Source organism: Halomonas lysinitropha (genome assembly GCF_902500215.1).
In the GTDB taxonomy this organism is placed as follows: Bacteria; Pseudomonadota; Gammaproteobacteria; order Pseudomonadales; family Halomonadaceae; genus Halomonas; species Halomonas lysinitropha.
Map to the genome: position 1 here is coordinate 19310 of NZ_CABVOU010000030.1, position 26828 is coordinate 46137.

Consider the following 26828-nt stretch of genomic DNA (forward strand, 5'->3'; position numbering starts at 1 on the left):
CTCCTCACAAGCGCGAAGCGCGCTCACCACTCACCTAACGCCCATGTCTCTACTGGCCACCCTATGAAGATCAAACTCGGGGTCACTCCCAACAGCGATTGGCAAAACCTTATGCCCTGGCTGCAGGCGATGGGCTGCCAGCCCGACGGTGCCAATGCCACCACCTGGTACCTGAGTAATGACACCCCTGAGTTCGAGGCAGAAGGAGTGCTGCTTGCCTATCAGCCGCCGGCGCTGGCGGTTCAACATGCCATGCAGCAGGGGGAAAAACCTGAAGCGGCCCTGCAGCGCTGGTGCGACCACGCCAAGCGCCTGCTGGCCTACTTCAAGGCCCACCGCAACACCACGGTGTTGATCGACATCCGGGCCGTGATGCAAGTCCCCCACGAGGCAGCCAACAGCCTGGCCAACCACTGGCACGTGACGGTCGACCTGCCCGAGACGTTCGATCTGCCGGCACTGCTGCATGCCGAGGGCCTGAACCAGGCCTTCTACCAAATGCTTGCCCTGCAAACGCTGCAGCAGCACCGCGAGATCAAGGGCCTGCTGGCTCAGTTGGAGGCCTGCAGCCTGCCGCTGATCGCCACGCCGCTCGAACCGCAGGGAGCTCTTTCGGCGGATGCGTTTTATGAGCAGTGGCAAGCCGAACAGCAGCTCAGTTTCGAGCAGGCACGGCAGGCTGTTGCGACCACTCGGGCACTCGATACCCTGCAGGAACAGCATGATGCCCTGAGTCAGGAAACCTCAGCGCTCAAGGCGCAGCTTCAGCAGCGTGACGCCGAGTTGGAACGGCAAGGGGCTCAGCTGACGCGGGAGCAGCAGGCCTACGCGCAGGCCAGCCGGCGCCACGCCGCTCAGGAAGAGGAGAGCCACCTGCTTCTCGAACAGCTGCATAGGGTGCAGGTAGAACTGGAGCAGATGCATCATCAGTGCCAGGAGCAACAGCGCTGCCATAAGGCTCTGGCAACCGAGAAAGCCGACCTGGAAAAGCAGCTAGAAACCCGTGATGCAGACCTGGCGCAGCTTAGCAAACAATGGCACACCTGGCAGGCTGATCTCGAGCAGCTCAGGAATGTGTTGGAAGAGCAGCAGAAGGCCTCCGACCAGGCGGCTCAGCGTGCCAGCGACGCCGAAAAGGCATATCAGCAGCACATTACGCAGCTGGAAACCGGCCACCAGTCGATGGCCTCCCAGAAGGCCACCCTCGATAAGCAACTCGAGAGCCAGAAGGCCACCATCCAGCAGCAGGCCAGCAGGCTCGATATGCTGGAGAGTGTTGAGGAAGAAAACACCCTGCTGCTTGAACAGTTGCATCGGGTGCAGGAAGAGCTGGAGCGTGTTGTCGTGGAACGCCAGCAGCGCGAAGCCGCCGCAGCGCAGGAGTGCCGGTTCTTGCAGCATCGCTTGGCACGGCTGAGCGAAGTCAGCGAGTCGCGCGCCAGGGAGCTGAGCGCCAGGCAGCAGCAACAGCAGCAGGCCGAGCGCGACCACGTTCTGGCGCTTTCTGCCGCGCATCAGAAGGGAAGGCGTGGCGAGGGCCGGCATGCCAGGCGGGCACTCAAGCAGGATTACCAACATATCGCGGCCTCATCACTGTTCGACCGTGACTGGTATCTTCGCCACTATCCGGATGTGGCCGAGGCCGGTGTGGATCCCATCAAGCATTACCTCAAGGCCGGTGCGCAGGAGGGCCGCCAGCCAGGCCCTGAGTTTGATACCGTCTGGTATCTGCTGCACTACCGCGACGTGGCCACCAGCGGGGTCAATCCGCTGGTGCATTTCCTGCGCTTCGGGTATCGCGAAGGGCGCTCTCCTCATTCCAGCTATCCGGCGCTGCCGGCGCCCGAGCCCCCCGCGGATGAAGCCCGCGCCGAATTCGTCAACGGCCAAGGCTGACGGGCCAGGGAGACACGCCCATGCACACTCTTATGCACATCGGCGCGGGCCACGGCAGCGAGCTGGCCGAGTGGCTGGCCAGCGACGCCGAGCGTATCGTCCTGGTGGAGCCACACCCCGAGCTGGCCGAGCAGCTGCGCATCATGGCCGAGAACGAGGCCCGCGTTACCGTGGTAGAAGCGGCCATCACGCCGGATCCCAGTCGTCATGAGCTGCTGGCGTTCAACCTGCCTGACGCTCACAGCCTGCGCGAGCCCACCGCCCTCACGCAGCTATTCCCCGGCCTCAAGCGGGTGGAGCGCCACCCGGTGCAGACGATGCCCCCGGCCGAGCTCTTGGACGCGTCCGGCCCTGGCTCGGACGAGCCAGGCGCCACCCTGATCCTGGAAGCCCCCGGCGAAGAGCAGGCCATCCTGCAGGCGCTGATCGATGGCGACCGGCTGCAACGCTTCAGTCAGCTGCGGCTGACCGCCAGCCCCGAGCCGCTCTTTGAGGGCAGTGTCGGCGCGCCCGAGCTACTGCAGGCCCTGCAGGCCTACGGCTACGAGATCACTGCGGAGGACCAACAGGACCCCGACTGGCCACGCTGGCAGTTGCAGCTCAACCCGCTGAAGCGCCATCTGACACAGCTGCAGGCGGAGCTGGCCGCCACCCAGCAGGCCCGGGACGAGGCAGAGAAGGCCATTGCCGATCGCCAGGAGGCCCATGCCGAAGCCCAAGCCACGCTTAATAAGCAGCTCATAGAGCAACTCGAGGCGCTGGTGCAGAAGGAAAAGGCCCTCACCGAGCTGATGGAGCAGCGAGACCAGCAGGACGAGGCCCTGGCAGAGCAGAAGGCGCAACGCGAAAAGCTGGATACGCAGCTCAAGGCTGTACAGGAAGAATTGACCGCCACCCAGCAGGCCAGAACCGAGGGAGAAAAGGCCAAGGCCGAAGCAGAAAAGGTTATTGCTGAGAGCCATCAAGCCACCCAGCAAGCGCAGCAGGAGGCCCAGGCGGCCAACTCCGAGCTTGCCAATCTGAAGCAGCAGCTCACAGAACAGCACGAGACGCTGGCGCAGAAGGAAAAGGCCCTCACCGAGCTGATGGAGCAGCGAGACCAGCAGGACGAGGCCCTGGCAGAGCAGAAGGCGCAACGCGAAAAGCTGGATACGCAGCTCAAGGCTGTACAGGAAGAATTGACCGCCACCCAGCAGGCCAGGGCCGAGGCAGAGAAGGCCATGGCCGAAGCAGAAAAGGTTAGCACCGAGAGCCAGGAGGCCCGGGCCGAGACGCAATCCAAGCTGGAGCAGACGCACACCTGGTTCATGAATCGCAAGCAGCAGGCCGAGGAGCAGGCGGATACGCTGCAGGTGCGCGACGCCGAACTGGCTAGGCTGAAGCGCGAGCATGAAGCGCTGCAGGTGCAGCTCAGCGAGGCAGAGAAGGAGCGCGACCAGTACCAGCGCTATTTCCAGAATCGCAAGAAGGAGCACCAGGCAGCGCAGGCCAGCCTGGAAGAGGTGGGCAAGGCGCTGCGCGACAAGGACGCCGTGATTGCAAGGCTCAGCGAGCAGCTGGCCGCCCAGCAGCAAGGCGAGGACGCCACCCGCAGCCGCCTGGGCGAGCTCGAGGGCAAGCTGGATCAGCTCTTTGGCGAGCAGCGCCATTACATCCAGCAGACCACCAGCGCGCTGGGTCAGCATGTTACCCGCAGTGCTCGCCAGCAGCGTGATGAGCAGGCTCTGGCACACTACCTGCACCACGGTCGGCGCCTGCCCGGCGCCGAGGTGCTGCCGGCCCAGGCCCTGGCCCTGCTGGAGTACCACCAGCAGCAGCGCCACGACCTGGTGCTGGTGTTCGGCATGGCCTCGCTGACTGAGCTGCTGGCCCGGGTGGCCATGCCGGACCCGCGCCTCGAAGGGTCGCGCGACAATTCGGCAGGCCAGCAGCGTATCGCGCCCTCCCAGGGTGACCTGCCCCAGCGCATCATCAGCGTGGAGCACCGCCAGCAGGCATGTCGCGAGCTGGAAGGCTTGCTGGCCTCGGCCGGCACTGCGGGCGCCGTCACCGTAAAGCACGCGCCCTGGGTTGCCGCAGCGTCAGATCAGCTCTTCTACGCCTGCGAGCCGCTACTGGAGCGCCTTTACGGCTGGCTGGACGACGCGGCCCGCGTTCTGGTGGTGGTGGGGCAGGCGCTACCCGAGGCCGGGCACTCCCGCCAGGCCGCCCTGGCCACCCTTCTTCAGCGCCTGCCGACCCAGCGACTGGACCTGGTGCTGCCCCATGCCGATGGCCATCACGAGGAGGCCCTGCCCGCTCAGTGGCAGCGCCTGCTGGACGCGCGCCAGCGGGAATGGTCGCGCCTTGACGTGCCCCAGGCCAACGCCTGGCGCATCGATGGCTGACATTGCACATGACCCCCTGGAGACCGCCCATGAACGCCGCAAGTGAAGCCCCTGTCAGCGCCGACACTTCCTCCTCGGCCACCGGTTCGCCCGGTCTTGCCCGCCGCGCGGCTAGAGCCTTCCAGAAAGGCGACTATACCCACGCGCTGGGGCTCTATCGCGAGGCTGCCAGCCAGTATGGCGACGCCCTGTTTCGCGCCAACATCATCCTCTGTGAAAGGCGCCTCGAAGCGCCCAAGGCTGCGGCGTCAGTGCCGGAACCCCAGGCGCTGAGTCGCCAGCTGGCCGAGACCCAGCGCCTGCTCGAGCACTACTTCAACCGCTGCGAGACGCTGGAGCACCGGCTTCTCGAGCGGGGCTGATGCCCCGGCGGAGGAGCACTCGGCCGGGCTGGCCCTGTGGCGGGCCCGGCGCATCATCCCCGCCACCTTTTCCTTTTTGCTTCTTCACCCCTCTCACCATGGAAACCGGCCCTACGGCCAAGGAATGCAGTCGTGAAAGTCCTCACCGTTTTCGGTACCCGGCCCGAAGCCATCAAGATGGCGCCGCTGGCCCTCCAACTCGCCACGGATGCGCGTTTTAATTCCCGGGTCTGCGTGACCGCCCAGCACCGTGAAATGCTCGACCAGGTGCTGGCGCTGTTCGAACTCGTCCCCGATTACGATCTCGATCTGATGAAACCCGGTCAGGACCTCAACGATGTCACCACCGGCATCCTGCAGGGCATGAAGAGCGTGCTCAGCGACTTCCAGCCGGATATCGTGCTGGTGCACGGCGACACCGCTACCACCTTCGCCACCACCCTGGCCTGCTACTACCAGCAGATCCCGGTGGGCCACGTGGAGGCCGGCCTGCGCACCGGCAACCTCTACTCGCCGTGGCCGGAGGAGGGCAACCGCAAGCTCACCGGTGCACTCGCCGCTCAGCACTTTGCCCCCACCGCCACCTCCCGCCACAACCTGCTGGAAGAGGGCGTAGACCCGGCCCGAGTTCACGTGACTGGCAATACCGTGATCGACGCCCTCCTCGAGGTGACCGCCAAGCTGAAAGACAATGCCCCGCTGGCCGCCGAGCAGGCCGCCCGCTTCCCCATGCTCGAACACGACAAGCGGCTGATCCTGGTGACCGGCCACCGCCGCGAGAGCTTCGGCGACGGCTTCGAGCGCATCTGCCAGGCCCTGGCCGAGACGGCCCAGGCCCACCCGGATACCCAGATCCTCTACCCGGTGCACCTCAATCCCAACGTGCGCGAGCCGGTCAACCGCCTGCTGGGCAGCAACGCCAACATTCACCTGATCGAGCCCCAGGACTACCTGCCCTTCGTCTACCTGATGAACCGCGCCCATATCATCCTCACCGACTCCGGCGGCATCCAGGAAGAGGCGCCCTCGCTGGGCAAGCCGGTACTGGTGATGCGCGACACCACCGAACGCCCCGAAGCCGTGGACGCCGGCACCGTCAAGCTGGTGGGCACGGACGTCAGCACCATCACCGGCGAGCTCACCCGCCTGCTCACCGACCCGGCCGCCTACAACGCCATGAGCTATGCCCATAACCCCTACGGCGACGGCAAGGCCTGCCAGCGCATTCGCGATGCACTTGCTTCGCGGTAAGCGCCGCTGCGCGGCTTGTGAGCGCTTCGCTTGTGAAAAGTGAGTAGTCAGCGTGCTTCGCGCTTGTGAATGGCACTATCCACCACTCACCATTCACCACTCTCAAGCCCGCAGGGCGCACACACATCACGGAAGTATCTATGCAATTCAACACCATCTCCATGATCGGCCTGGGCTACATCGGCCTGCCCACCGCCGCCGTCTTCGCCTCCCGCAAGAAGCAGGTCATCGGCGTAGACATCAACCAGCAGGCCGTGGATACCATCAACCGAGGCGAGATCCATATCGTCGAGCCCGAGCTCGACATGGTCGTGCATGCCGCTGTGAAGGAGGGCTACCTGCGCGCCACCACGACATCGGAACCGGCAGATGCCTTCCTGGTGGCCGTGCCCACGCCTTTCCATACCGATGAGAATGGCCAGAATCACAAGGCGGACCTCAGTTACATCCAGGCCGCGGCCCGGTCCATCGCCCCGATGCTACACCCCGGCAACCTGGTGGTGCTGGAATCCACCAGCCCGGTGGGTGCCACCGAGCAGATGGCCGAGTGGCTGGCCGAGGCACGCCCCGATCTCAGCTTCCCCCAGACCCACGGCGCGGCCTCGGATATCCGCATTGCGCACTGCCCGGAGCGGGTACTGCCCGGGCATGTGATCCGCGAGCTGGTGGAGAACGACCGCGTGATCGGCGGCATGACGCCCAAGTGCGCCGAGGCGGCCTGTGCGCTCTACGAGATCGTGGTGGAGGGGGAGTGCGTGCCCACCACCGCCCGCACCGCCGAGATGGCCAAGCTCACTGAGAACAGCTTCCGCGACGTGAACATTGCCTTCGCCAACGAGCTCTCCACCATCTGCCACGAGCTGGAGATCAACGTCTGGGAACTGATTGCGCTGGCCAACCGCCACCCCCGTGTGAACATCCTCACCCCTGGCGCCGGTGTGGGTGGCCACTGCATCGCCGTGGACCCCTGGTTTATCGTCGATGCTTGCCCGGAGCAGGCCCAGTTAATCCGAACGGCGCGTAAGGTCAACGATGCCAAGCCCCTCTGGGTACTCGGCCGCGTTCGCGAAGCACTGGAGGGGCATCACGAGGCCAATCCCAATGCCCGCCGCAGCGATCTCACCGTGGCGTGCCTGGGTATCGCCTTCAAGCCGGATATCGACGACCTTCGAGAAAGCCCCGCCCTCGGCATCGTCCAGCAGGTGGCCGAACTGGGCTGCCGTGTCCAGGTGGTGGAACCCAACATCGAAGCACTGCCGGAAAGCCTGCAGCGGCCTAACGTCGAACTCGCCTCCCTGGACGAAGCCCTGACCCAGGCCGACGTGGTCTGTGTACTGGTCAAGCACAAGTCATTCATCAAGCAGACCGAGGCCGTACGCAGCAAGGCCACCCTCATCGACGCTGTCGGTCTTATGGGATACGAGCGACGCGCTGTCTACGATCGTCGCGACCCCTTGTAGGATCGCAGCCCCGCCCTCCTTGTGGGAGCACAGCTTGCTGCCGGTTCGACGCTTCGACGATTGGCGCCGCAGGCGCCCAAGGCCACTGTTACACGTTACTCCCCACCAGCACAAAGCGCGCTCACTCCGCACGTAGGTACCCATGGACGACCTTCTCCACCTCGCCACTCAACTCGCCGACCAAACCACCACGCCCCTGTTCGCCCCGATCCAGGGGCGTGTCGCCTATGTCGTCAGCCACGGGGCCAGCTACGCCAGCAACGGCTATGCCGTGCGCACCCAGGGCATCGCCCGGGCGCTCAACCAGCAAGGCCTGGAAACCCTGTGTATTGTGCGCCCGGGGCGCCCCTGGGAGCTGGGTACCGAGCAGGGCAGCCTGGCACCGGAGGCCGAGATCGACGGCGTGCGCTATTTGCATAGCCGTTGGCCCCAGGGCAGAACCCCCGCCGGCCCCCGTGAGCACCTGGAAGCCAGCGTAGCGCGTCTTGAGGAGTTATTTCGGGTTTATCGCCCGACAGCAGTGTTGGCGGCCTCGAACTGGATCGTGGGCCTGCCGGCCTGGATTGCCGCCAGGCGCCTGGGGCTGCCCTTCTACAACGAAGTGCGTGGTTTCTGGGAGCTCTCCCGCGAGGGCCGTGAGCCGGGCTACGCCGAGGGCGCCGCGTTCAAGCAGGAAGCCGAGCTCGATGCCTTCGTGGCCCGCCAGGCCGAGCAGGTGTTCACCCTTAACCAGCCGATGAGGGAGGAGCTGGCGCGGCGTGATGTAGACCCCGCCCGAATCGAGATCGTCCCCAACGGCGTCAGCCAGCTGCCCGAGCGCAAGCCCGCAGAACCGGCCTTGAAGCAGAAACTGGGCATCGCCGAGGACGAGCGCGTGATCGGCTACGTGGGCAGTTTCAGCCCCTATGAAGGTCTGGATGTGCTGTTTGATGCCTGCTCGGAGCTGGTGCAACAGGGCGAAAAGCTCAAGCTGCTGCTGGTTGGCGATGACCAGCCCCTGACCCTGAAAAACCACAGCGGGGCTTCAGCTGCCCACCTAGCCGATACCGGCTTGAAGGAAACCCCACCCTGGCTGATTCAGGTCGGGCGGGTGCCGCATGCCCAGGTAGCGGACTACTACGCGCTGCTGGATGCCGTGGTGATCCCCCGCAAGCCCCTGGCGGTATGCCAACTCGTGCCGCCCATGAAAGCCGCCGAGGCCCTGGCCTACGGCAAGCGGCTGGTTGTCTCGGATGTAGCACCCCTGGCGGAGTACGCCGACAAATATGAAGGCGTGGTGAGTTTCGAGGCCGGCAGTGCCGCAAGCCTGGCGACAGCCCTTCAGAAGTCATTGAATCTGCCAGCGCCCAAGCGAAGTACGGAGCTGCTGTTCTCTGCGCATACCGAGCCGATGGTGCGGGCGCTGAAGGGGGAGGGGAGTGAGGAGGCTTCGACAGTACAAGGCCAGGAAGAAAGGTCGGGGCAAGGCAGCGGTACTAAAGCACTGCTGCAACACCCCGAGCCGATTACGCTTCAGCCGATAGACCCGACCTGGTTCACCTTCGAGGTCACCGGAGGGCAGCAGCTTTCGATCTCGTCCGAGGTGGAGTATCGCAATATCGCCGAAGGGCAAAAGCGTAAGGCGGTGCTGCTGCTGCAGGGGAAGGATGCCAGCGGTAACCGTGTCGACAAGCCCCTTGGAAAGCTCGCCAAATCGGGCCACCTGAAGTCGCACTTCATGTACTTGGTACCATCTGACGGTAGAGCTTCACAACAGCACAAATTTACTGTGCCCGCTGGTATCACCCAGGTCTCGCTTGGTCTGTGTGCCTTCAACCACCAGCAGGGTGAAGAGGTCGTGGTGAGTGATCTTCGCGTTCAGGGTGTAGGTGTACATGCGCCGGAGCCGGCGAACGTTGAGACCACCGAGCAGGAGCTGACCAAAACACCGCACTGGAGCCGCTTTTCGGTCGATGAGCTGTTACCCCACAGCGTCACGGCCAGGCTGGACTTTGAGGGTAATGAAGGCCGGCATACCAAGGCCGCTATCGTACGAGTGGTCTACTACGACAAGGATCAACAGGAGATCCCGCCGCCCTATTCAGGGCTGCCGCTGTCCAACACGGTCGGTGCCTTCTCCTATATCAGTGAGGAAGGTGATCGACTGGTGCAGCTGATGCCACCTCGGGGGGCCACAGAAGCTGCCATCGGGCTGCAGCGCTGGAACGCCAAGGGCAAATTGTGGTTGAAGAGCGAGGTCGCCTGCGAGTCTGAAATTCGGCCCAGGGAAGCGCCGGCCAGCTCCATCGTGGCCCAGAGCGACGGGCCCAGCATACCCGCCCGTAGGCTTTCCGATATCAAGGTCGCCGCCATTCTTGATGAGTTCACGATGGAATGCTTCAAGATGGAGGTGGACCTGACGGCCATCACGCCCGACGATTGGGAAAGGCAAATGGAGGAGGCCCAGCCAGACCTCCTCTTCGTGGAGAGCTGCTGGTTCGGCAACGGTAACACCTGGAGTGGCCTGATGTATGGCTACACCTCCAACGGTCCCAACCGGATGGACGATCTGCTCAAGGTCATTGGCTATTGTCGCAAGCGGGGCATTCCCACCGTGTTCTGGGCGAAAGAGGACCCGGTCCACTTCAGTCGCTTCGGGCCCACCGCCAAACTCTTTGACTATGTCTACACCACCGATGCCAACATGGTGCCGGAATACAGGAAGGAGTATGGGATAGAAGCCGAACCGCTCTCCTTCTTCAGTCAGCCTCAGGTGCACAACCCTGTGCCCTGGATTGCACGCAACGACAAGGCAGCCTTTGCAGGCTCCTATTACAGCGACAAGGTCGAACGCTGCGAGAACTTCCATGCCATCATGCAGGGGCTGGAAAAAGCAGGTGTGGACTATGACATCTATGACCGCTGCCTCAAGCGTGGCGTGGCGCATCTGGAGTTTCCGGAGCACTTCAAGAAGCATGTGATCGGCTACCTGGAACCCCACGAGATGTGGAAGGCCTACAAGGGCTATCGTTACACGGTCAACCTCAATACCGTGAAACATAGCCCTACCATGTTCGCGCGCCGGGTCTACGAGTCGCTGGCCTCCGGCACGCCGGTGATCAGCAACTACTCCGAGGGGGTCATTACCCAGTTCGGGGGGATCGTCTGTGCCAGCGATCGACAGGAGGAGATCGTCGCGTATGTCGAGCGTCTGCGCGACCCTGAAGCCTATGCGGCAATCAGCGCTCAGGGGGTCAGGGAAACGCTGGGCAGGCACACCCTGGCAGATCGCCTGGAGCAGGTGTGTGAAAGGTTGGGTATCCCTGTAGTGCCCCACCTGCCCCTGGCCAATGCGGTCTACACGGCGGGTACCGAGCAGCAGGTAGAGCAGGCCAGGGCTCACTTCCAGGCGCAGGGCTATCACCGCAAGCGCCTGGTGGTCAATCTGGAAAACAGCAACGTGCTCTATCCCTATCTCAACCGAAACTCCGAGGAAGAGGTATTCCGCGTGCTCACCGAGTTCGCCAAGCCACTGGAAGGCATCGAGGTACCCATGAGCCTCGACCAGCAGTATCCGGAAACACATCTGGAAGATGCCGCGATCAAGACACAGTACAAGAGTGATATGCCTGTGGAGCTCAAGGAGGTGGCCGTATGAAACACCTCAAGCTGCTGGTGTATGGCGACGTCAACCTCAACATCATGGATGGCTCTTCGGTATGGCTGGCAGAGCTGCTGCGGCTGCTGGCCAGTGACCCGCGAGTCGAACTCGATTTTCTGCACAAGGCACCGGACCAGGGTGGACCGCTCAACGAGCAGGTGAGGGCGATTCCAGGGATCAACCGAATCGAGAAGCACCCGCGGCCCATGAAGCCCGAGCAGGTGGTCGAGGCGATTCGCTCACTGGATGCCGAGCATCGCTATGATCGTGTCTTCGTGCGTGGCAATATCGCCATGGGCAAGGAGCTGATCAAGCTGCTGCCCGGGCGGCTGGCCTACTACACGCTTGAGCCGTTCCAGCGCCTGGGGGAGCTGACCGGCCAGGAAAAGGCCGAGATTGGCGAGATGCTCAGTCGGACGGCCTTTGCCGTGGTGCAGAGCGAGCGGATGCGCACCAGCTACAGTCGTGAGTTCGGCATTCCCGAAGAGCACCTCTACATTCTGCCGCCGCTGATTCCTCCCATCCTCAAGAACCCTGGCTTTCGCAACCGCCTGAACAGCCTCTGCTACACGGGGAAGTTCTCGGAGGAGTGGGGTACGCCAGGACTGGTCGATACCTTCAAGCGGCTCAAGGAGCTGCTGCCATATGCCAAGCTGAACATTGCCGGCAACAAGTTTCATGGCGACCTGGGAGGACGCAAGAACGACATCGAGACATTTTTTGCCAACGATGAAAGCGTCAACTGGGTGGGGGTGGTGTCTCGTCAGGAAAGCATCCAGCTGTCGCGAAACTCCGATATCGGCTTTGCGCTGCGTTCCAACCTGATCGACAACGACGATTCCCAGGAGCTATCCACCAAGCTCTTCGAGTACATGAGTGCGGGAAAGCCGGTGATCCTGCGCGCCACCAAGGTACACAGGGCCTTGATGGGGGAAGATTACCCGTTATTTGCCGAAACACCGGAGCAGGCCGCCGAGAAGTGCGCTAAAGCCTTGACCGATGTGGCGCTGTATAGCCAAGCGGCCAGAATGTCCTACGATGCCTATAAGCGCTTTGCGAAAACCGTGAACCACGGGGGGATTGTCGAGCGTTTGCTTCAGGGGCAAAAGACCACCATCCTCTTTGCCGGGCACGACCTGAAGTTTCTGACCGATACCATCAATGCCTATCAGGAAGATGACAACTTCCAGGTGTTGATCGACCAGTGGCAGGGCCACACCAAGCACGATGAAACGGAAAGCCTGGCCAAGCTTGAGCAAGCGGACATCATTTTCTGCGAGTGGGGGCTGGGCAATATCCGCTGGTACTCACACCACAAGAAGGCGGGCCAGCGGTTGGTCGTTCGCATACACCTTCAGGAAAACAGCCAGCCCCAGTACCTCAAGGAAGCGGACAGGGAGAAGATTGACCGCTATATCTTCATTGCGCCGTATCGCTATGAAGAGTTTGTGGAGATGCACGACCTGCCACGTGAGCGTGCCAAGCTGGTGTTCAATACCGTCCACGTCGAAAAGTTCAACCTTCCCAAGCACCCGGAAGCCCAATATACACTGGGGTTTGTAGGAATCGTGCCCTGGCGCAAGCGCTTCGACAAGGCGCTGGAGCTATTTGATAAGCTTTGGCACAAGGATCACCGCTATACGCTAAGAGTCAAGGGTAAGCTGCCGGAAGACTTCCCGTGGATGAAAACCAACCCCAACTTTCGGGAAGAACTCGCACTGTATGACGGGCTCTATAAAAAGATAAAGCAGGCTCCGTGGTGTAATAACGTTTTCTTTGACGGTCACGGAAACGATATGCCGAAATGGTATCGAAAGATTGGCTATATCGTTTCTACCAGCGACTTTGAGGGAAGCCACCAGGCGGTTGCCGAGGGCATGGCATCGGGTGCGATACCCTTGATGTTACCGTGGGCAGGCGCTGAAACCGTATACCCCAAGGAGTTTGTTTTCTCTGATGTGGAGGAGATGGTTGGCTTCGTGATGGAAAAAGAGCTTGAGGTTGATAATACTAGCTATGCTTATGAGCATTTTTACCATGAAGCAATCGTCCGTCAGTTAAGAACTCAATGTGAGATGATGGTATAATAATGTCAAAGTCAAGTTGTAGCTTGCCGAACCCGGTTTCCGATCTCCTTGGCGCCCTTCTAAGCCGATCATACAAGTTCATTGTGGGTGAGGTTGGTGGAAGTAATTCAGTCGCAAAAAAATCTCTCGAGAAGGCAGTCAATGAGAAAAAGGTTGAGATTAAAAGCTTCGAAGATACGGATCTCGACTTCCTGACATTCGACTGGTGTAGCCCTGACAAGGACAGGAACTGGTGGTGGCAGATGCAAGCCCTGCCGTTTCTCGACTGGTTTTCTCGTTGTCATCAGCTTCTTGATGAGCGGGAGCTTGAGCAGTATTTTGATTTTTGTGTTGCCGCGCTATTGCAGTGGCTTAAACAAGAACCGAACAGCGATCAGTCCCCTCTGCGCTGGCATGACCATGCAACGGCCTACAGGCTTACGCATCTTACCAACTGGCTAATTGTCGTCTCAGCGAACGAGGCACTGGTTGAAAAGCTCTTGAGCGTGGAATCAACTCTCAATCTTCCGGAAGTGTTTTCCAACCATGTAGCCTGGCTAAGCGAGGAAGAGAATTATTCCAAGCACACCAACCATGGTTTTGACCAGGCGATGGCGGTGTTTTCCCTTGGGCTCCATGCTGGGAGAAAGCTGTGGCAGGCTGAGTCGGACCTTGCCGAAAAAAGGTTGATTGACGAGGTGAAATTTGCCTTTACCGAAGAGGGCGTGCACAAGGAAAATAGCCCTGGCTATCATGTATTCATGATGCGTCGCCTAGAGAAACTGGTACGGCTGGAGCAGCTGGGTGAGACGACGGTTGGTATCGAGGCCAGAATAATACAGGAAGATGCAGAACGGTTTCTGGAAGCGATTACCCTGCCGGATGGCACTCTCCCTATGGTAGGAGATACGCGTGGCGGACAGAAGGGAAAGATGACAGAGATTGAGGAAGGTCCTGTTGTTTATGATTTCTCCAAGTCCGGGTATGTGGTTATAAAAGGGCTGTATAAAGAAAAACCATACTATCTCCTGTTTAAAAACTGCCATGACTCCAATTACCATCGGCATGATGATGATTTAAGTATTTATCTTTACTATAACGGCCGAACGCTGCTTGGGGATGGTGGGCTAGGCTCACATAACGAAAATGATCCGAAGCGCAAGCAGTTGCGCAGTTACAAATCACATAATGTGCCTTATGTGAAAAGTTTGGCTGTGCGAAATAGGGAGCAGCTAAATAGGCCGCCTAGCGTTGTTGTGAATGAGCATGGTGTTACCGGCATGTCAGCTATGTTTGGCCAGGTTATTAAGCGTACTGTTGACTGGAAGAATGTTCATAGCGGAAGAATAGCTGTTCGAGATAAAGTGGCTAACTTCAAGCCGGATCAAGTTTTTGGAGCTGGTTTTATCACAGAATATCAGTTTGAGAAGAAAGGTGATAACAAAAGTTATGACATTCTAGGTGGCGGCATTGTTTATGCTACCATCACGCCAAGGATCAAGGTTGATGCTGAAAACCACCAAGCGTTGATATCAAAATCCTATGGAGATTTTGAGCTAGTTCATAGCATGAGTTGTGAGTCTATGGGAAGTGACGCAATTAGTTTTGCAATCAATCTTGGGGGCGCGACACCATGAAGATAAAGGCTATTCTCACAACCTTGGTGGAAAGCCCTGAGTATTATTGGGAAGACAACCCACGGCAAATGGAAAAGCTGAGGAAGAGAGTAGACAAAGCCATTGAGAAGCTTGGATTGACACCGGGTGAGCTGGTCGATGAAGTTATTTTTCTATCTGAGTTAAGGCTTAAGGCGAAGGCAAAAACAATATTCTTGTCAAATATTGGTTCTTCAGGATCACACCTTTTCCAAGCATGTATCGCTAGAGCATGGCCAAGCATTCCTCTAGGTGAAATTTATTTACCAAAAAAGCTTATCCAAGATGTAGAGCCCCTGAGTAAAGATGAGAAAAACCTGGTGTGTGAGGCGTATCTCCTCTTACACGACTACACCTATTCAGAAAGATATAATACCACGGCTTTTCTGATTAATACATTGCACCATCCTAAGCTTTCTAATTTCAGACGGTGGTCTGCAAATTACAGATCTGCCTTGATACTAAGAAACCCTGTGGATATAGTGGTTTCAAGAACTTTCAGGAAGAATGATTACAAGAGTTACTTAGGGAAAGATGGTTGCTCTGACAAAGAGTACCTTGCTGTAAATGTTGAAAAGGTTGACAGTTTTTTAAGAAGTGCGAGCGATTTCAATTATAACGTAACAATAAAGTTTGAGGACCTTGTAAAGATCAAGGATGGTGTCATTGATAGTTTACAGGAGTTGACTGGGTCACCCATTCCAAAAGAAGCTTTACGGCAGTCAGTTGTTTCCGCCATAGGGGATGGGAATGCCACAAATAAGTTTTCAGGGGAAATTAAAAAAGTGCCAGATGAGCTAATATTTGAGATCCGTTCTCATCTAGATTGGTGTTGTGTAAAGTATGGATATGTCGAATAAGTTTTAGTTTAGGTATCGAGCCTCGAGGATCGGTTTAGTTAGATGTATGCTTTCTGGAGGTTGTGGACTGGAGCTTCATAAAGCACGCGACCTCTGGAGCTTAGCTTGCCAGCGCTCAAGTTTGATACCAACGGGAATTTTCCCTTTAGTGTATGTAATCGACGATTTTCAAACCAGGAGTCCATGTGTTTGTAGTGACCGGGTCACGCATGAATGATGCGATGTTCGGCTGTTTATCAGCTTAGCGCAGAAGCCGGCCAGGAGAAAGCATTGGTGTCGATAGGCTGGCGTATTAAAGGATATAGGATCGTTCAAATTAATATATTAATGTGACGGGGAATGTTAAGTGAATTTATATGATGAATTTCTTGCTATAAGTGTGAGGCCGAACGATCCTCGAAAGGTGATCTCGCTGTGTGAAGAGATAATGGATAAAAATGATTTACCCCTAAATGAATTGGTCTGTGTTTTAGTTGTAAGGATTTATAAGTCTATAGAAGTGAGAGAAGGTTCTTGCTCTGAGTTATTGGCTGATGAAGTGAGCTATGTGGTATCTGAGCTAGTTTCTAGGCTGAACAGAAATGCAGCGTTAGGGGTAAGGACTGATTGCAATCACTTATATATTTCATTGCTAACTGCCAAGTGGCATCTTGACATTTTTCGGCGTGGTTGTCCGCGTTCCACTTTCGATGACTTGATGAAGTTTATCGATATTGACCAAAAGAGATCTGTGGCCACATCTCAAAATTTGTCACGTGGTGCCCTCGTGTATAGTTATCGGCTTTTTATTGAGGGTGATTTTTCTAAGTTCGAGGAACTTTCAGTAAAGTTAAAAAATTATCTTGTGGATTGTTTTGGTAACCTTGGTGCTTTTCCTTATAAAAGTACCTATGTTGGTGATTTTGTCTGGTCAGTGAAAATGCTTCAGTGTATGTATGCTGGGCTTGAATTTTTGGAAAGTGACGAAGGTAAGCGTAATAAGATATGGTCAGCTGATTATATTTCGGCTATCGCTCCTAGAGTAAAGTCTGATTCGTTTAAATTGGATATGATCAGGTTCTTTGATTGATGCTATTTGTTTGTAGTTTTAAGGAGGTTTTGTGAATCCCTATAGAGCTCTGGGAGAGTATAAATTTTGGCGCTCCGCCATCGCAAATAAGAGTATTTTTAATATTGAAAATATTTGGTTGCCTAAGTTCTCTATAAAGCCAAGAACCCGAATTTCCACTTACGGATCTTGCTTTGCACAGCATATCGCTCGGCACTTTCGCGAAAGAGGATATAAGTGGGTTAACAGGGAGCCTGCCCCTAAAACTCTATCTGATGAATCAAAAAGAAGATTCAGTTATGAAATATTTAGTAGTCGCTCAGGAAATATTTATACCACTTCATATCTTTACCAGCTGCTACGTTATGCTTTCCAGTTAGAGACTCCTCCAGAATTGTTATGGGAAAAGGGTGATAGGTTCTATGATCCTCTCCGTCCGTCAATAGAGCCTGATGGGTTTTTAAGTAAAGAAGAGTTGTTGCGGTCCCGTGAAGTTTTTCTTTCAAGTTTCAGGGAGTCAGTCGTAGATTGTGACGTCTTTGTCTTTACGCTGGGGCTTACGGAGTCTTGGTTTGATGTGAGTGGTTTCGAGTATCCGATATGTCCAGGTACTGTCGCTGGGGAATTCGATCAAGATAGACATCTTTTCAAGAATCAGGGTTATAATTCGGTAAAAAGAAGTCTTGTTGATTCGATTAAGCTAATGCGTGAACACAATCCACGGCTGAAGTTTCTCCTTACCGTGTCACCTGTTCCGCTGACTGCAACGATGTCGGGACATCATGTGTTGCCGGCAACGACTTACTCAAAATCAACCCTACGTGCCGTGGCAGGAGATTTGGCGGAGTCAAGACGGTATGTCGACTATTTTCCATCGTATGAGCTTATATCATCAGCCCATACTAGAGGTATTTTTTACGATACTAACGCCCGTACGGTTGTTCCCAATGGTGTTAGCTTTGTAATGGATAAGTTTTTCGAGTGCCTCGGACCTGTTGACAGGAAAGGGACACATGCTCCGCCCAGAGTCAGTGCCACCGATGATGTTCTCTGTGATGAAGAAATTCTCGATTCGTTTTCTACTTCGGAGCGCCCATGAAAATATGCTTTATTGGTAATAGTCATGCCGGAGCGATCAGAAGAGGACTTGAGCTCGTCGATGATAGCTTAAAGGATGGTATTGATATTACATTCTTTGCCTATGGAGGGCGTGGGTTTTCGAGGGTCTATGCTGAAGGGGAAGCATTGGTCACTGATAACAGTTCATTAAGAGAAGGGTTGCGCTTTACCTCTGGTGGTTTAGAATCAATTGTGCCAAGCGAGTATGATATCATAGTTATTTATGGCCTTGGGTTTTATTCGTATTTTCCTTTTGATGCATCTAGATATTCTGATGCTGTTTTACAGAATTCCTGTTTAGACAGTTTTTCTAACTCATTGGCAGGTCATTTGTATAGAGAAGTTTCAAAAACTTTTCTGACTAATAGTATTAAAAAAATATTAGCTTGTTCTACGCCCTTCCCTGCCAAAAGTGAGAACCATTCAAAAGAAGAAATTGAACGGCACTTTGATCGGTCTTCTGAGTGCTACTCGAATGCTTTAAGGCGTATAGGGTGTGATTTTTTTTATCAGCCATTACAGACCTTGTCTGGCGTAGAGTGCACTAAAGAATCATTTTCAAAAGGCTCCCTGAAGCTCGCGACTGGTGATGAAAACGATGATCTTCCTCATGATATATCTGACAAATCACACATGAATGAAGTTTTTGGTAAATATTGGATTGAGCACTTTTTAAAGAAGCTTGGCAGTAATTGATGCTTCTGTTTATTGAGAGATAGGGTGTTTGAGACAGTAGTTTACCTATGAGGAAAATCATGTTTCTAGATTGCACGTTGCGCGACGGCGGTTATTACAACGCCTGGGACTTCTCCTCCGAGCTGATCCACCAGTACCTCGAGGCCATGCAGGCCGCCGGGGTGGATGTGGTGGAGCTTGGCTTCCGAACGTTGAAGAACCAAGGCTTTCAGGGCCCCTGCGCCTTTACCACTGATGAGTTTATCCGCAGCCTGACGATACCGGCCGGGCTGACGATTGGCGTGATGGTCAACGGCAACGAGCTGGTGGGGGAGGTGCCGCAGGAGGAGGCGCTGCAGCGGCTGTTCCCCAACGCGGCGGCGGACTCGCCCGTGGACCTGGTGCGCATCGCCTGCCACGTTCATGAGTTCGAGAAGGCGCTGCCGGCGGTCACCTGGCTGAAGGAGCGTGGCTATCAGGTCGGCTTTAACCTGATGCAGGTGGCGGTTCGCACCGAAGCGGAGGTGAAGGCGCTCGCCCGTCAGGCCAAGGCCTACCCGATGGATGTGCTCTACTTCGCCGACAGCATGGGCAGCATGAACCCGGATCAGGCGGCGCAGATCATCCAGTGGTTCCGCAGCGAGTGGATCGGTGCCATGGGCATCCATACCCATGACAACCTGGGCCTGGCGCTCTCCAACACCCTGCGGGCGCTGGATGAGGGGATGACCTGGGGCGATTCCACTGTCACCGGCATGGGCCGTGGGCCAGGCAATGCCCGCACTGAGGAGCTGGCCATCGAGATCGCCGAGCGCCGCGGCAAGCCTGCCAACCTGGTGCCGCTGATGGTGCTGCTGCGTGAGCACTTCAAGCCCATGCAGGCCCACTACGGCTGGGGCACCAACCCCTACTACTACCTCGCCGGCAAGTACGGTATCCACCCCACCTATATCCAGGAGATGCTCAGCGACTCCCGCTACAGCGAGGAAGACGTGCTGGCGGTGATCGAGCACCTGCGGGTGGAGGGCGGCAAGAAGTTCAGCCTCAACACCCTGGATGCGGCGCGCCACTTCTATCGCGGCGAGCCCAAGGGGCAGTGGTCCCCAAAAGAGCTCTTTGCAGGGCGCGAGGTGCTGCTGCTGGGTACCGGGCCGGGCGTGGCCCGCCACCGCGGGGCTCTGGAGCGCTATATCCGCGACTACCGGCCGCTGGTGCTGGCCCTTAACACCCAGAGCGCCATCGAGGCCGAGCTGATCGACCTGCGCGTGGCCTGCCACCCGGTACGCCTGCTGGCGGACTGTGAGGCGTATACCAAGCTGCCCCAGCCGCTGATCACCCCCTACTCCATGCTGCCGGGGGATGTGCGCGACTCCCTGGCGAACAAGGAGGTGCTGGATTTCGGCCTGAATGTCCAGGCGGAGTGCTTTGCGTTTGCCGAGACACACTGTACGGCGCCAACGTCACTCGTGATGGCCTACGCCTTTGCCATTGCCGCCAGCGGTGGGGCGCGTACGCTTTATCTGGCCGGCTTCGATGGCTATCCGGCAGAGGATCCGCGCAATGCGGAAATGAACCGCGTGGTGCAGCAGTTTCAGGAGGCCAACGACACGCTCCCTCTCATTGCCATCACACCATCGCGTTACGATGTCATCAAGCAGAGTGTGTACGGGATGAACTCATGACAGATAAGGTGACCTGCTTTCTGCCCTGTCGTGCCGGCAGCCAGCGCGTAGTGAGAAAAAATATCAAGCCATTCGCAGGTTATGAGTTTGGGTTGATTCAGGTAAAGCTCCGCCAGTTATTGGCTGCTGAGCTGATTGATGAAGTTGTTCTGACGACCAACGATGCGGACATCTTGGCGTTTGCCGAGTCGTTGCAAGAGCCTAGGCTGCGTTTACATAGAAGGGTTGAAGAGTTGTCGTCGGGCGCCACTAGCACGGACCAATTGGTAGCTCATGCGTTCGACCTAATCCCTGAAGGTCATATTCTTTGGACGCACGTGACATCTCCCTTTATTACAGGGAAGCACTATGACCAAGTGATCCGTGTTTATTTTGATCAGTTGCATCGAGGCTATGATTCGTTGATGACCACCACGGCTATTCATGGGTTTCTTTGGCAGGATCAGAACCCCATGAATTATGACCGCGAGATAGAAAAATGGCCACGTACTCAAACGATGAAGCCTGTCCATGAGGTTAATAGCGGTGCCTTCCTGGCCCCAGCCGACCTCTATCGTGATTTGGATGATCGCATTGGCCGGCGACCCTATCTTTACGAATTGGACAAATTCACCAGTTTCGATATCGATTGGTTCGAAGATTTTGTTGTCGCAGAGTGCTTAGTAGAAAAAGGCTTGGTTACGATATGAGTCAGCAGATTTCAGTATCCGACTACACCACCCTAGTCTTCGACTGCGATGGTGTCGTGCTGGACTCCAACCAGGTTAAGACCGAGGCTTTCTACCAGGCCACCTTGTCCTACGGCGAGGCGGCCGCCCAGGCCATGGTCAACTACCATGTCGCCCACGGCGGGATATCACGCTACAAGAAGTTTGCCCACTTCCTGGAGCAGATCGCACCGCTTCATGCCGAGCAGCAGGGCCCCGATCTGGAGGCGCTGCTGCAGGCCTATGCCGGTCATGTGCTCAAGGGCCTCTTGAGCTGCGAGATGGCCCCGGGGCTGGAAGCGCTACGCCAGCAGACCCCCAACGCCCGCTGGCTGATCGTTTCCGGTGGCGACCAGGCCGAGCTGCGCGATGTCTTTGCCCAGCGCGGCATCGCCGGGTGGTTTGACGGTGGTATCTTCGGCAGCCCCGACACCAAGGACGAGATCCTGGCCCGTGAGCTGGCCTCCGGAACCATCCGGCAGCCGGCGCTGTTCCTGGGTGACAGCAAGTACGACCACCAGGCGGCCAGTGCCGCCGGGCTGGACTTCGTGTTTCTGAGCGGCTGGAGCGAGGTTGAAAGGTGGAAAGTTTGGTCTGATAGAAATAGAATAATATCTATCCCTTCTCTTGCCAACATCTCTGCATAGTTTTTAGTTTTTATGCAATTGTTTAAGGTTTCTCTTTTTGAAGGCGAGTCTTTAGTTTCTTTATTCACGTTGACATTGAGTTATGAGCTTCATTGTTTTGTGTGATTTTTAGAGCTTGAAATTTTTGCATGTACTCTTTGGCGAGTAATTGTAGATGAATATTTTAATACTTGGTGAGAGTAATAGTGTGATAAGGGGGGGGGTGGGTCTGTGGTTTTAGCTCAAAACAAAGTTGCGGGTGGAGATTTAATAAAAGAGCCATAGGTGGATCAGGAATCCTTAATATCATTTATCAACTGTGTGACTTGGGAGATGATGTGTATGGCTATGATGCCGTTATACTAGATCATTCACTAAATGACCTGGTTTTCTATAGCGAAAGAGTTGGTCAATATAAAAATATATTAGCAAGGCTTTATGATTTTATTTTCAGTCTAAATATTCCATGTCTAGTTATTGGCTTTCAGCCAATGAGCTTATTTCTTTCTGGAGGTGATAATAATATTATTGAGTTGATTAGAAGTGAGGCCTTGTCAAGAGGTTTTTATTTTTTTGATTTCAACTCTGAAATGCTGAAGTTGTTGAGTGGGGGTGTAGATTGTTATAAGAAATTTTTTATGGATGATACACATCCAAAGCGTGAGGTCGCTTTCGAAGTTGGTGGCATGATTGCTGATGAGCTGTTTTTTATTATGGATCATACACCTTTTGAGTGCACGGGAGTCCGTGAAAGATATAGAAATTCATCTCGCCAAGCTTTCCCATTTTATTTTGTCGGCAATGATGATGTTGAAAATGGCTTCGAGGGTTTTAAAGTAGAAAGTTCGATCGTCTCTGTTTCTGGATTCAAAGTCGAGCGTGAGTGGTTGGAGGTTAAAGCAGCCAGTGCGGGTGTTTTGATCGGTATTTTTCTGGATTCACGTAACTCCTATGGTTTTATCGAATTTTCTTCTGAGGGGGGGGGGGTCGTAAAGAATCTTGTATTCAAAGGGGCTGTTTTTCGCTCTGACAATTCAAAGCCCCTCGTTTGGTTTAGGCCAATTAATACATCTTTGGAAGTTAGGGGAAGCTTTGTGGTGAGGTGTAGGGAATCCGGCTGTTTATCTAGCGGCTATGAAGAAACTCCTGCAACTATTGGTAATTTAAAGAAAGTTTCACTTTTCAGGCCGCAGGTTTCAGTGGTGGGGTTTTTGGTGATGTGTTAATTTTTTCCCAAGATTTTTTTAGTTCTTATGTTGCCTGAGTGTTAAAGATTTAGTTTGTCAAGAGGTGTTGTTTTCAATTTCCGGATTGGTGAGTGATTATGACGATTTTTATAGTGTCTATCTATGTCTTCCTCTGCCAATTTGGTTTTATGGAAAGTAAAGTATGGTGTCTATATGAACGTTATCCTCATTGGCGGCGCCGGCTATATCGGCTCTCATATGGTCAAGCAGCTGGCCCGGGCCGGTCATTCGGTAGTGGTGCTGGATAATCTCACTACCGGCTTCCGCGAGTTGGCCTGCCATGGCGAGCTGGTGGTGGGAGATCTAGCAGATACCGCGCTGCTGGAAAGGCTGTTTGCCGAGCACTCCTTCGACGGCGTGATGCACTTCGCCGCGGCGAGCCTGGTGGGCGAGTCCATGCAGGATCCGGGCAAATACTATCGCAACAACGTGGCCAATACCCTCAACCTGCTGGAGAAGATGGTTCGCCACGAGGTGAAACACTTCATCTTCTCCTCCACCGCGGCGACCTTCGGCGAGCCGGAATACGTGCCCATCGATGAGGCCCACCCGCAGAGGCCCATCAACCCCTACGGGGCCAGCAAGCTGATGGTGGAGCGCCTACTGCAGGACTTCCACGCTGCCCATGGCCTCAACTCGGTATGCCTGCGCTACTTCAATGCCTGCGGGGCAGACCCCGAGGGTGAGCTCGGGGAGTGCCACGATCCGGAAACCCACCTGATCCCGCTGATCCTGCAGGCGGCCTCGGGCCGGCGCGAGTCGATCACCGTCTTCGGTCGCGACTACGCCACCGAGGATGGCACTTGCATTCGCGACTATATCCACATTGAGGACCTGTGCAGCGCCCATGCCCTGGCGCTCGATGCGCTGGTTCAGGGTGAGAAACAGGGTGCGCTGGCTTATAACCTTGGCAATGGCCAGGGCTATTCGGTACAGCAGGTGATCGAGGCGGTGGAGCGCGTCGTGGCCGAGGATGGCCGTACGCTGAGAGTGGAGGAGGGCGAACGGCGAACCGGCGACCCGGCCCGGCTGGTGGCCGATGCCACTCTGGCCCGGCGCGAGCTTGGCTGGCAGCCGCAGTATGCGGAGCTCGAGACCATAATCCGGCACGCTTGGGCATGGGAGAAAAAGTTAGCTGGCTGATCTGCTATAATAAGTGGTTTTATGGCTAGCTAGAAAACATAATGAAAAGCGATATTCTTACCTCTGCCAAACCTGACACCATTGATGAGTGGTTGCTTGATACGCAAGCTCAAGAAGAGTTCGTTAATTCACTTGTCATTTACTTGGCCCATATTCTAGCTGTTGAGATTTCCGGAGTGACTATAAAGCAATGTGTTGTTTTTTTTCAAAGCAAGCTTGCGATAAAACAATTCGAGCAAGATCCTGATGCAGATGGTTTGGAAGAACTGGACATAGAGCTTTCCCGTAGTGATAAATCTCTTTTGGTGCATGGGGTTCATTTTCCGGCCAGTGATCCACGTTTGGGGTGCGATTACCATCTTTTGTTGGAGTCGATCCCTGGCTTGGTCTTCGTTAATTGTCACTTCTATTGTGAGTCATTGTTCGATAGATATACGTCAACTCGCTATCGCTTCCAAGACTGTACTTTCCATTTTCCTTGGTCTCAGCAAGAAGAAACGAGTGGGCCAGGGCCTGACTACGTACTTTTTGAGGCATGTGACTTTAAACAGGGAGTAAGTTTTAGCGGTGATGATATTGGCAGTGAGCCATTGCATAGCTGTCGTGCTCTTTTTCAAGATTGTTTCATTGATGGCGAGCTATCTCTCTATGGCTTAAAGTCTGATATTCCAGTCTTTTTTAATAATAAAGCCCACAAGCAAAAAATCGAAAAGATTGCCATAGAAGGTTGCGAGTTTGGCAGGCGATTTACGTTGGCTAACACTGATAAAATAAGAGAGATAGATCTTTCTAACACGGTTTTTAATGATAAGTTCGCACTGATCAATGCCGAAATATCCTGCTTGCGAATTCGGAACGTGAACTTCAATGGGTTGGCAGATCTCTTTCAGTCGAAATTCGGCAGCTTGCTGGTCAGGAAATCCATTTTTCGAGATTTTGCCGGCTTTGAAAATTGCCAATTTGGTGTTGCAGCAACAGAGAAGAGTAAGATCCTCCTCCAGTATGTAAGCTTTTATAGCTTTACAAACTTCCGGGGTGGGCGTTTTTTACTACCTCTTGATTTGCGTAATACCAATTTTAAAGAGCAGCCAAATTTTCTTGGTTGTCATTTTGATACAGTAGCAAGGAAGCAAACTGATCGCGAAACCTTTCGCATCATCAAGCAATCTTTTGAAGCGGTCGGTAACCGTATTGAAGCCAATGCCTTTTATGCCTTGGAGATGGAAGCCTACCGCCGAGAGCTTCGTTGTTCCGCCAAAGAACATGGCTGGACCTGGCGCTATTGGGAGCGGCTTCTGGTAAAGATTAACTATGTCATTTCTCTGCACGGGCAGAGTTACTGGCGTCCGCTCCTGCTGATAGTGTTCCTAGTATCGCTGGTCTCCTTGCAGCGTGCCAATTATGAACAAGGTTGGCTAGTCCTACCTGCAGCGGTATCTAGCCTCGTGACCCCAGTTGTTGATATCTTGAATGCTTGGGCTAATGGCTTTGTGCTATTTCGATCTCTTTATACGCATTACCCCGGCCACGAAGCTTTTATCCTATTCATTTCCTTTCTGCTTTCCACCTGTGTTTGGCATTTTCTGGTAGCTGTTCGGCGTCACCATCGTCGGTAAAAGTTTTTATTGGTGCTGAAGTGGTTGATCAAGATATTTGTTATTTTTTCTCGAGATAATACAGGATAGCTGTTTACATTCACGGTATAGAGCTTGACCATTAGGGATCATTGTCAGTAATGAAGTTTCTGTTGCCAGTCGACTCTCGAATTGCCAATACTCAAGGGTTTTCTGTTCTTGATTGTGTGACCCAGAATGTTAGCTATTTTCGAACGGACGAGTGTTACTCTTTCTCACGCAAGGGATTCCGCGGTGCGTGTATGGTTGGAAGTACACTGTATATTTGTAATTCCTTTTCGGTGAAAGCGTATCACTTTGAAGCCGTTGGCGAAGACAATTATAGCTTTTCTCTGCTTTGGCAATTGCAGCAACCGGAGTGGTTGATGGGGCGTGCAGCGAATGCAGATTTGCATATGCTGCACTTTGATAGCTCACAGTGTGTTTTGCTACTGGCTAATTCCTTTATGGATTCGGTTGATGAGATATCGCTGGATGGTCGTTTCTTGGGCCGCCAATTCCTTTGGGAAATATCTGACCGTGTGCGCGACTTGGTCGTCGTGCGTGATCCTTCTGCACCCGATCTTTGCCATATCAACCACATCTCGACGGCTTTCGGTCAAACCTTCTTGACGTTGGGCAATTTGAACCTGACAGGCAAAGGGGCGATAGTACATAGAGAGACGGGCGAATTTATAATTGATGACCTTGAGCGGCCGCATGATGGCGTGTTCTGGAAGGATGAGTTCTGGGTAACGGAAACCTCTGCATATCGATTGCGAGTTTATACTGGTATTCATAGTGCAGATGACTTGGGTAAAAATGAGTATCGGCTTATTGATTTGTCTTTGCATGTAAATAACGGCAGTATGTTTTGGTGTCGTGGCCTTCACGTGACCGAAAACAGTGTTTTTGTGGGGTGCAGTCAGTTTCAGGATAGGCGGAAGGACAGCTCGGACATGCCTCCGTCGCATATTCTTGAAATTGAGAAAACGTCAGGCGCGGTTGTGAACCGTTTTGAGGTGCCTGGCTCCGATGCTTTGCGCCGGCCTGTACTGTTCAGCTTACTGCCTATCGTCACCGTGCCGGATAATGGCAATCAACCATCGCTTAATTCCCCAGAGCACAACAATGAGAACGCTATGGAAACGATGACCGAAGAGCTTGCCTCCTTGGAAAAGACCCTGCTTCAGGCGAGCAAGGATAATGCGGGTAAGTTCACTAAAGACTTGATCACGGTCCAGAACCGCCTGTACGCACAATTGGAGAGTCTGTCCTGGTTGCAGCGCCGCTTAAGTGACTAGGCAGATATTTTCATGCATAGTGCCGATAGGATTTCAGCTTAGGACGGCAGCATGGCAAGTCGCTTCATCTCTCCCCTGGCAGAGGAC

At 55.0% G+C, this 26828-nt stretch carries 19 protein-coding genes; all 19 read left to right on the forward strand.

Translation table 11 applies throughout. The features are described from left to right. Positions 1 to 63 precede the first annotated feature (63 nt). Positions 64 to 1896, forward strand: coding sequence for a coiled-coil domain-containing protein (locus HALO32_RS07955; protein ID WP_151443261.1), 1833 nt, complete (start codon positions 64 to 66; stop codon positions 1894 to 1896). Positions 1897 to 1916: 20 nt separating this feature from the next. After that, positions 1917 to 4283, forward strand: a complete 2367-nt coding sequence (locus HALO32_RS07960; protein ID WP_151443262.1) for a hypothetical protein — start codon at positions 1917 to 1919, stop codon at positions 4281 to 4283. A gap of 29 nt (positions 4284 to 4312) precedes the next feature. Then, positions 4313 to 4645 (forward strand): hypothetical protein, encoded by a 333-nt coding sequence (locus tag HALO32_RS07965; RefSeq protein WP_151443263.1) that lies wholly within the window; start codon positions 4313 to 4315, stop codon positions 4643 to 4645. Between the two features lie 132 nt (positions 4646 to 4777). Next, positions 4778 to 5896 (forward strand): non-hydrolyzing UDP-N-acetylglucosamine 2-epimerase, encoded by a 1119-nt coding sequence (gene wecB / locus HALO32_RS07970; protein WP_151443264.1) that lies wholly within the window; start codon positions 4778 to 4780, stop codon positions 5894 to 5896. 140 nt (positions 5897 to 6036) lie between these two features. After that, positions 6037 to 7356: a UDP-N-acetyl-D-mannosamine dehydrogenase gene (gene wecC, locus HALO32_RS07975; RefSeq protein ID WP_151443265.1), complete on the forward strand. Its 1320-nt coding sequence runs from the start codon at positions 6037 to 6039 to the stop codon at positions 7354 to 7356. Positions 7357 to 7498: 142 nt separating this feature from the next. Then, entirely contained in the window at positions 7499 to 10993 is a 3495-nt protein-coding gene (locus HALO32_RS07980) for a glycosyltransferase (RefSeq protein ID WP_151443266.1), read from the forward strand. Continuing rightward, positions 10990 to 13083 (forward strand): glycosyltransferase, encoded by a 2094-nt coding sequence (locus tag HALO32_RS07985; protein WP_151443267.1) that lies wholly within the window; start codon positions 10990 to 10992, stop codon positions 13081 to 13083. The genes HALO32_RS07980 and HALO32_RS07985 overlap by 4 nt, the downstream gene beginning before the upstream one ends. 2 nt (positions 13084 to 13085) lie before the next feature. Continuing rightward, a complete protein-coding gene (locus tag HALO32_RS07990; protein ID WP_151443268.1) occupies positions 13086 to 14699 on the forward strand; it encodes a heparinase II/III family protein in 1614 nt (537 codons plus the stop codon). Continuing rightward, entirely contained in the window at positions 14696 to 15577 is an 882-nt protein-coding gene (locus tag HALO32_RS07995) for a hypothetical protein (RefSeq protein ID WP_151443269.1), read from the forward strand. The genes HALO32_RS07990 and HALO32_RS07995 overlap by 4 nt, the downstream gene beginning before the upstream one ends. Before the next feature lie 346 nt (positions 15578 to 15923). Continuing rightward, positions 15924 to 16646, forward strand: coding sequence for a hypothetical protein (locus HALO32_RS08000; protein ID WP_151443270.1), 723 nt, complete (start codon positions 15924 to 15926; stop codon positions 16644 to 16646). Between the two features lie 31 nt (positions 16647 to 16677). Beyond that, positions 16678 to 17724, forward strand: a complete 1047-nt coding sequence (locus tag HALO32_RS08005; protein ID WP_151443271.1) for a GSCFA domain-containing protein — start codon at positions 16678 to 16680, stop codon at positions 17722 to 17724. Next, positions 17721 to 18440 (forward strand): hypothetical protein, encoded by a 720-nt coding sequence (locus HALO32_RS08010; protein WP_151443272.1) that lies wholly within the window; start codon positions 17721 to 17723, stop codon positions 18438 to 18440. Before HALO32_RS08005 ends, HALO32_RS08010 begins: the two co-directional genes overlap by 4 nt. 59 nt (positions 18441 to 18499) lie before the next feature. Further along, a complete protein-coding gene (locus HALO32_RS08015) occupies positions 18500 to 20101 on the forward strand; it encodes an aldolase catalytic domain-containing protein (RefSeq protein WP_225809843.1) in 1602 nt (533 codons plus the stop codon). Beyond that, complete coding sequence (locus HALO32_RS08020; RefSeq protein WP_151443273.1) at positions 20098 to 20790, forward strand: acylneuraminate cytidylyltransferase family protein; 693 nt, start codon at positions 20098 to 20100, stop codon at positions 20788 to 20790. The genes HALO32_RS08015 and HALO32_RS08020 overlap by 4 nt, the downstream gene beginning before the upstream one ends. Continuing rightward, positions 20787 to 21455, forward strand: a complete 669-nt coding sequence (locus HALO32_RS08025; protein WP_151443274.1) for an HAD family hydrolase — start codon at positions 20787 to 20789, stop codon at positions 21453 to 21455. Before HALO32_RS08020 ends, HALO32_RS08025 begins: the two co-directional genes overlap by 4 nt. 317 nt (positions 21456 to 21772) lie before the next feature. After that, positions 21773 to 22660: a hypothetical protein gene (locus HALO32_RS08030; protein ID WP_151443275.1), complete on the forward strand. Its 888-nt coding sequence runs from the start codon at positions 21773 to 21775 to the stop codon at positions 22658 to 22660. Between the two features lie 174 nt (positions 22661 to 22834). Continuing rightward, positions 22835 to 23824, forward strand: a complete 990-nt coding sequence (galE, locus tag HALO32_RS08035; protein WP_151443276.1) for a UDP-glucose 4-epimerase GalE — start codon at positions 22835 to 22837, stop codon at positions 23822 to 23824. A 41-nt stretch (positions 23825 to 23865) separates the two neighbouring features. Then, positions 23866 to 25440 (forward strand): hypothetical protein, encoded by a 1575-nt coding sequence (locus HALO32_RS08040; RefSeq protein WP_151443277.1) that lies wholly within the window; start codon positions 23866 to 23868, stop codon positions 25438 to 25440. 119 nt (positions 25441 to 25559) lie between these two features. Next, entirely contained in the window at positions 25560 to 26741 is a 1182-nt protein-coding gene (locus HALO32_RS08045; RefSeq protein WP_151443278.1) for a hypothetical protein, read from the forward strand. Positions 26742 to 26828: the final 87 nt, after the last annotated feature.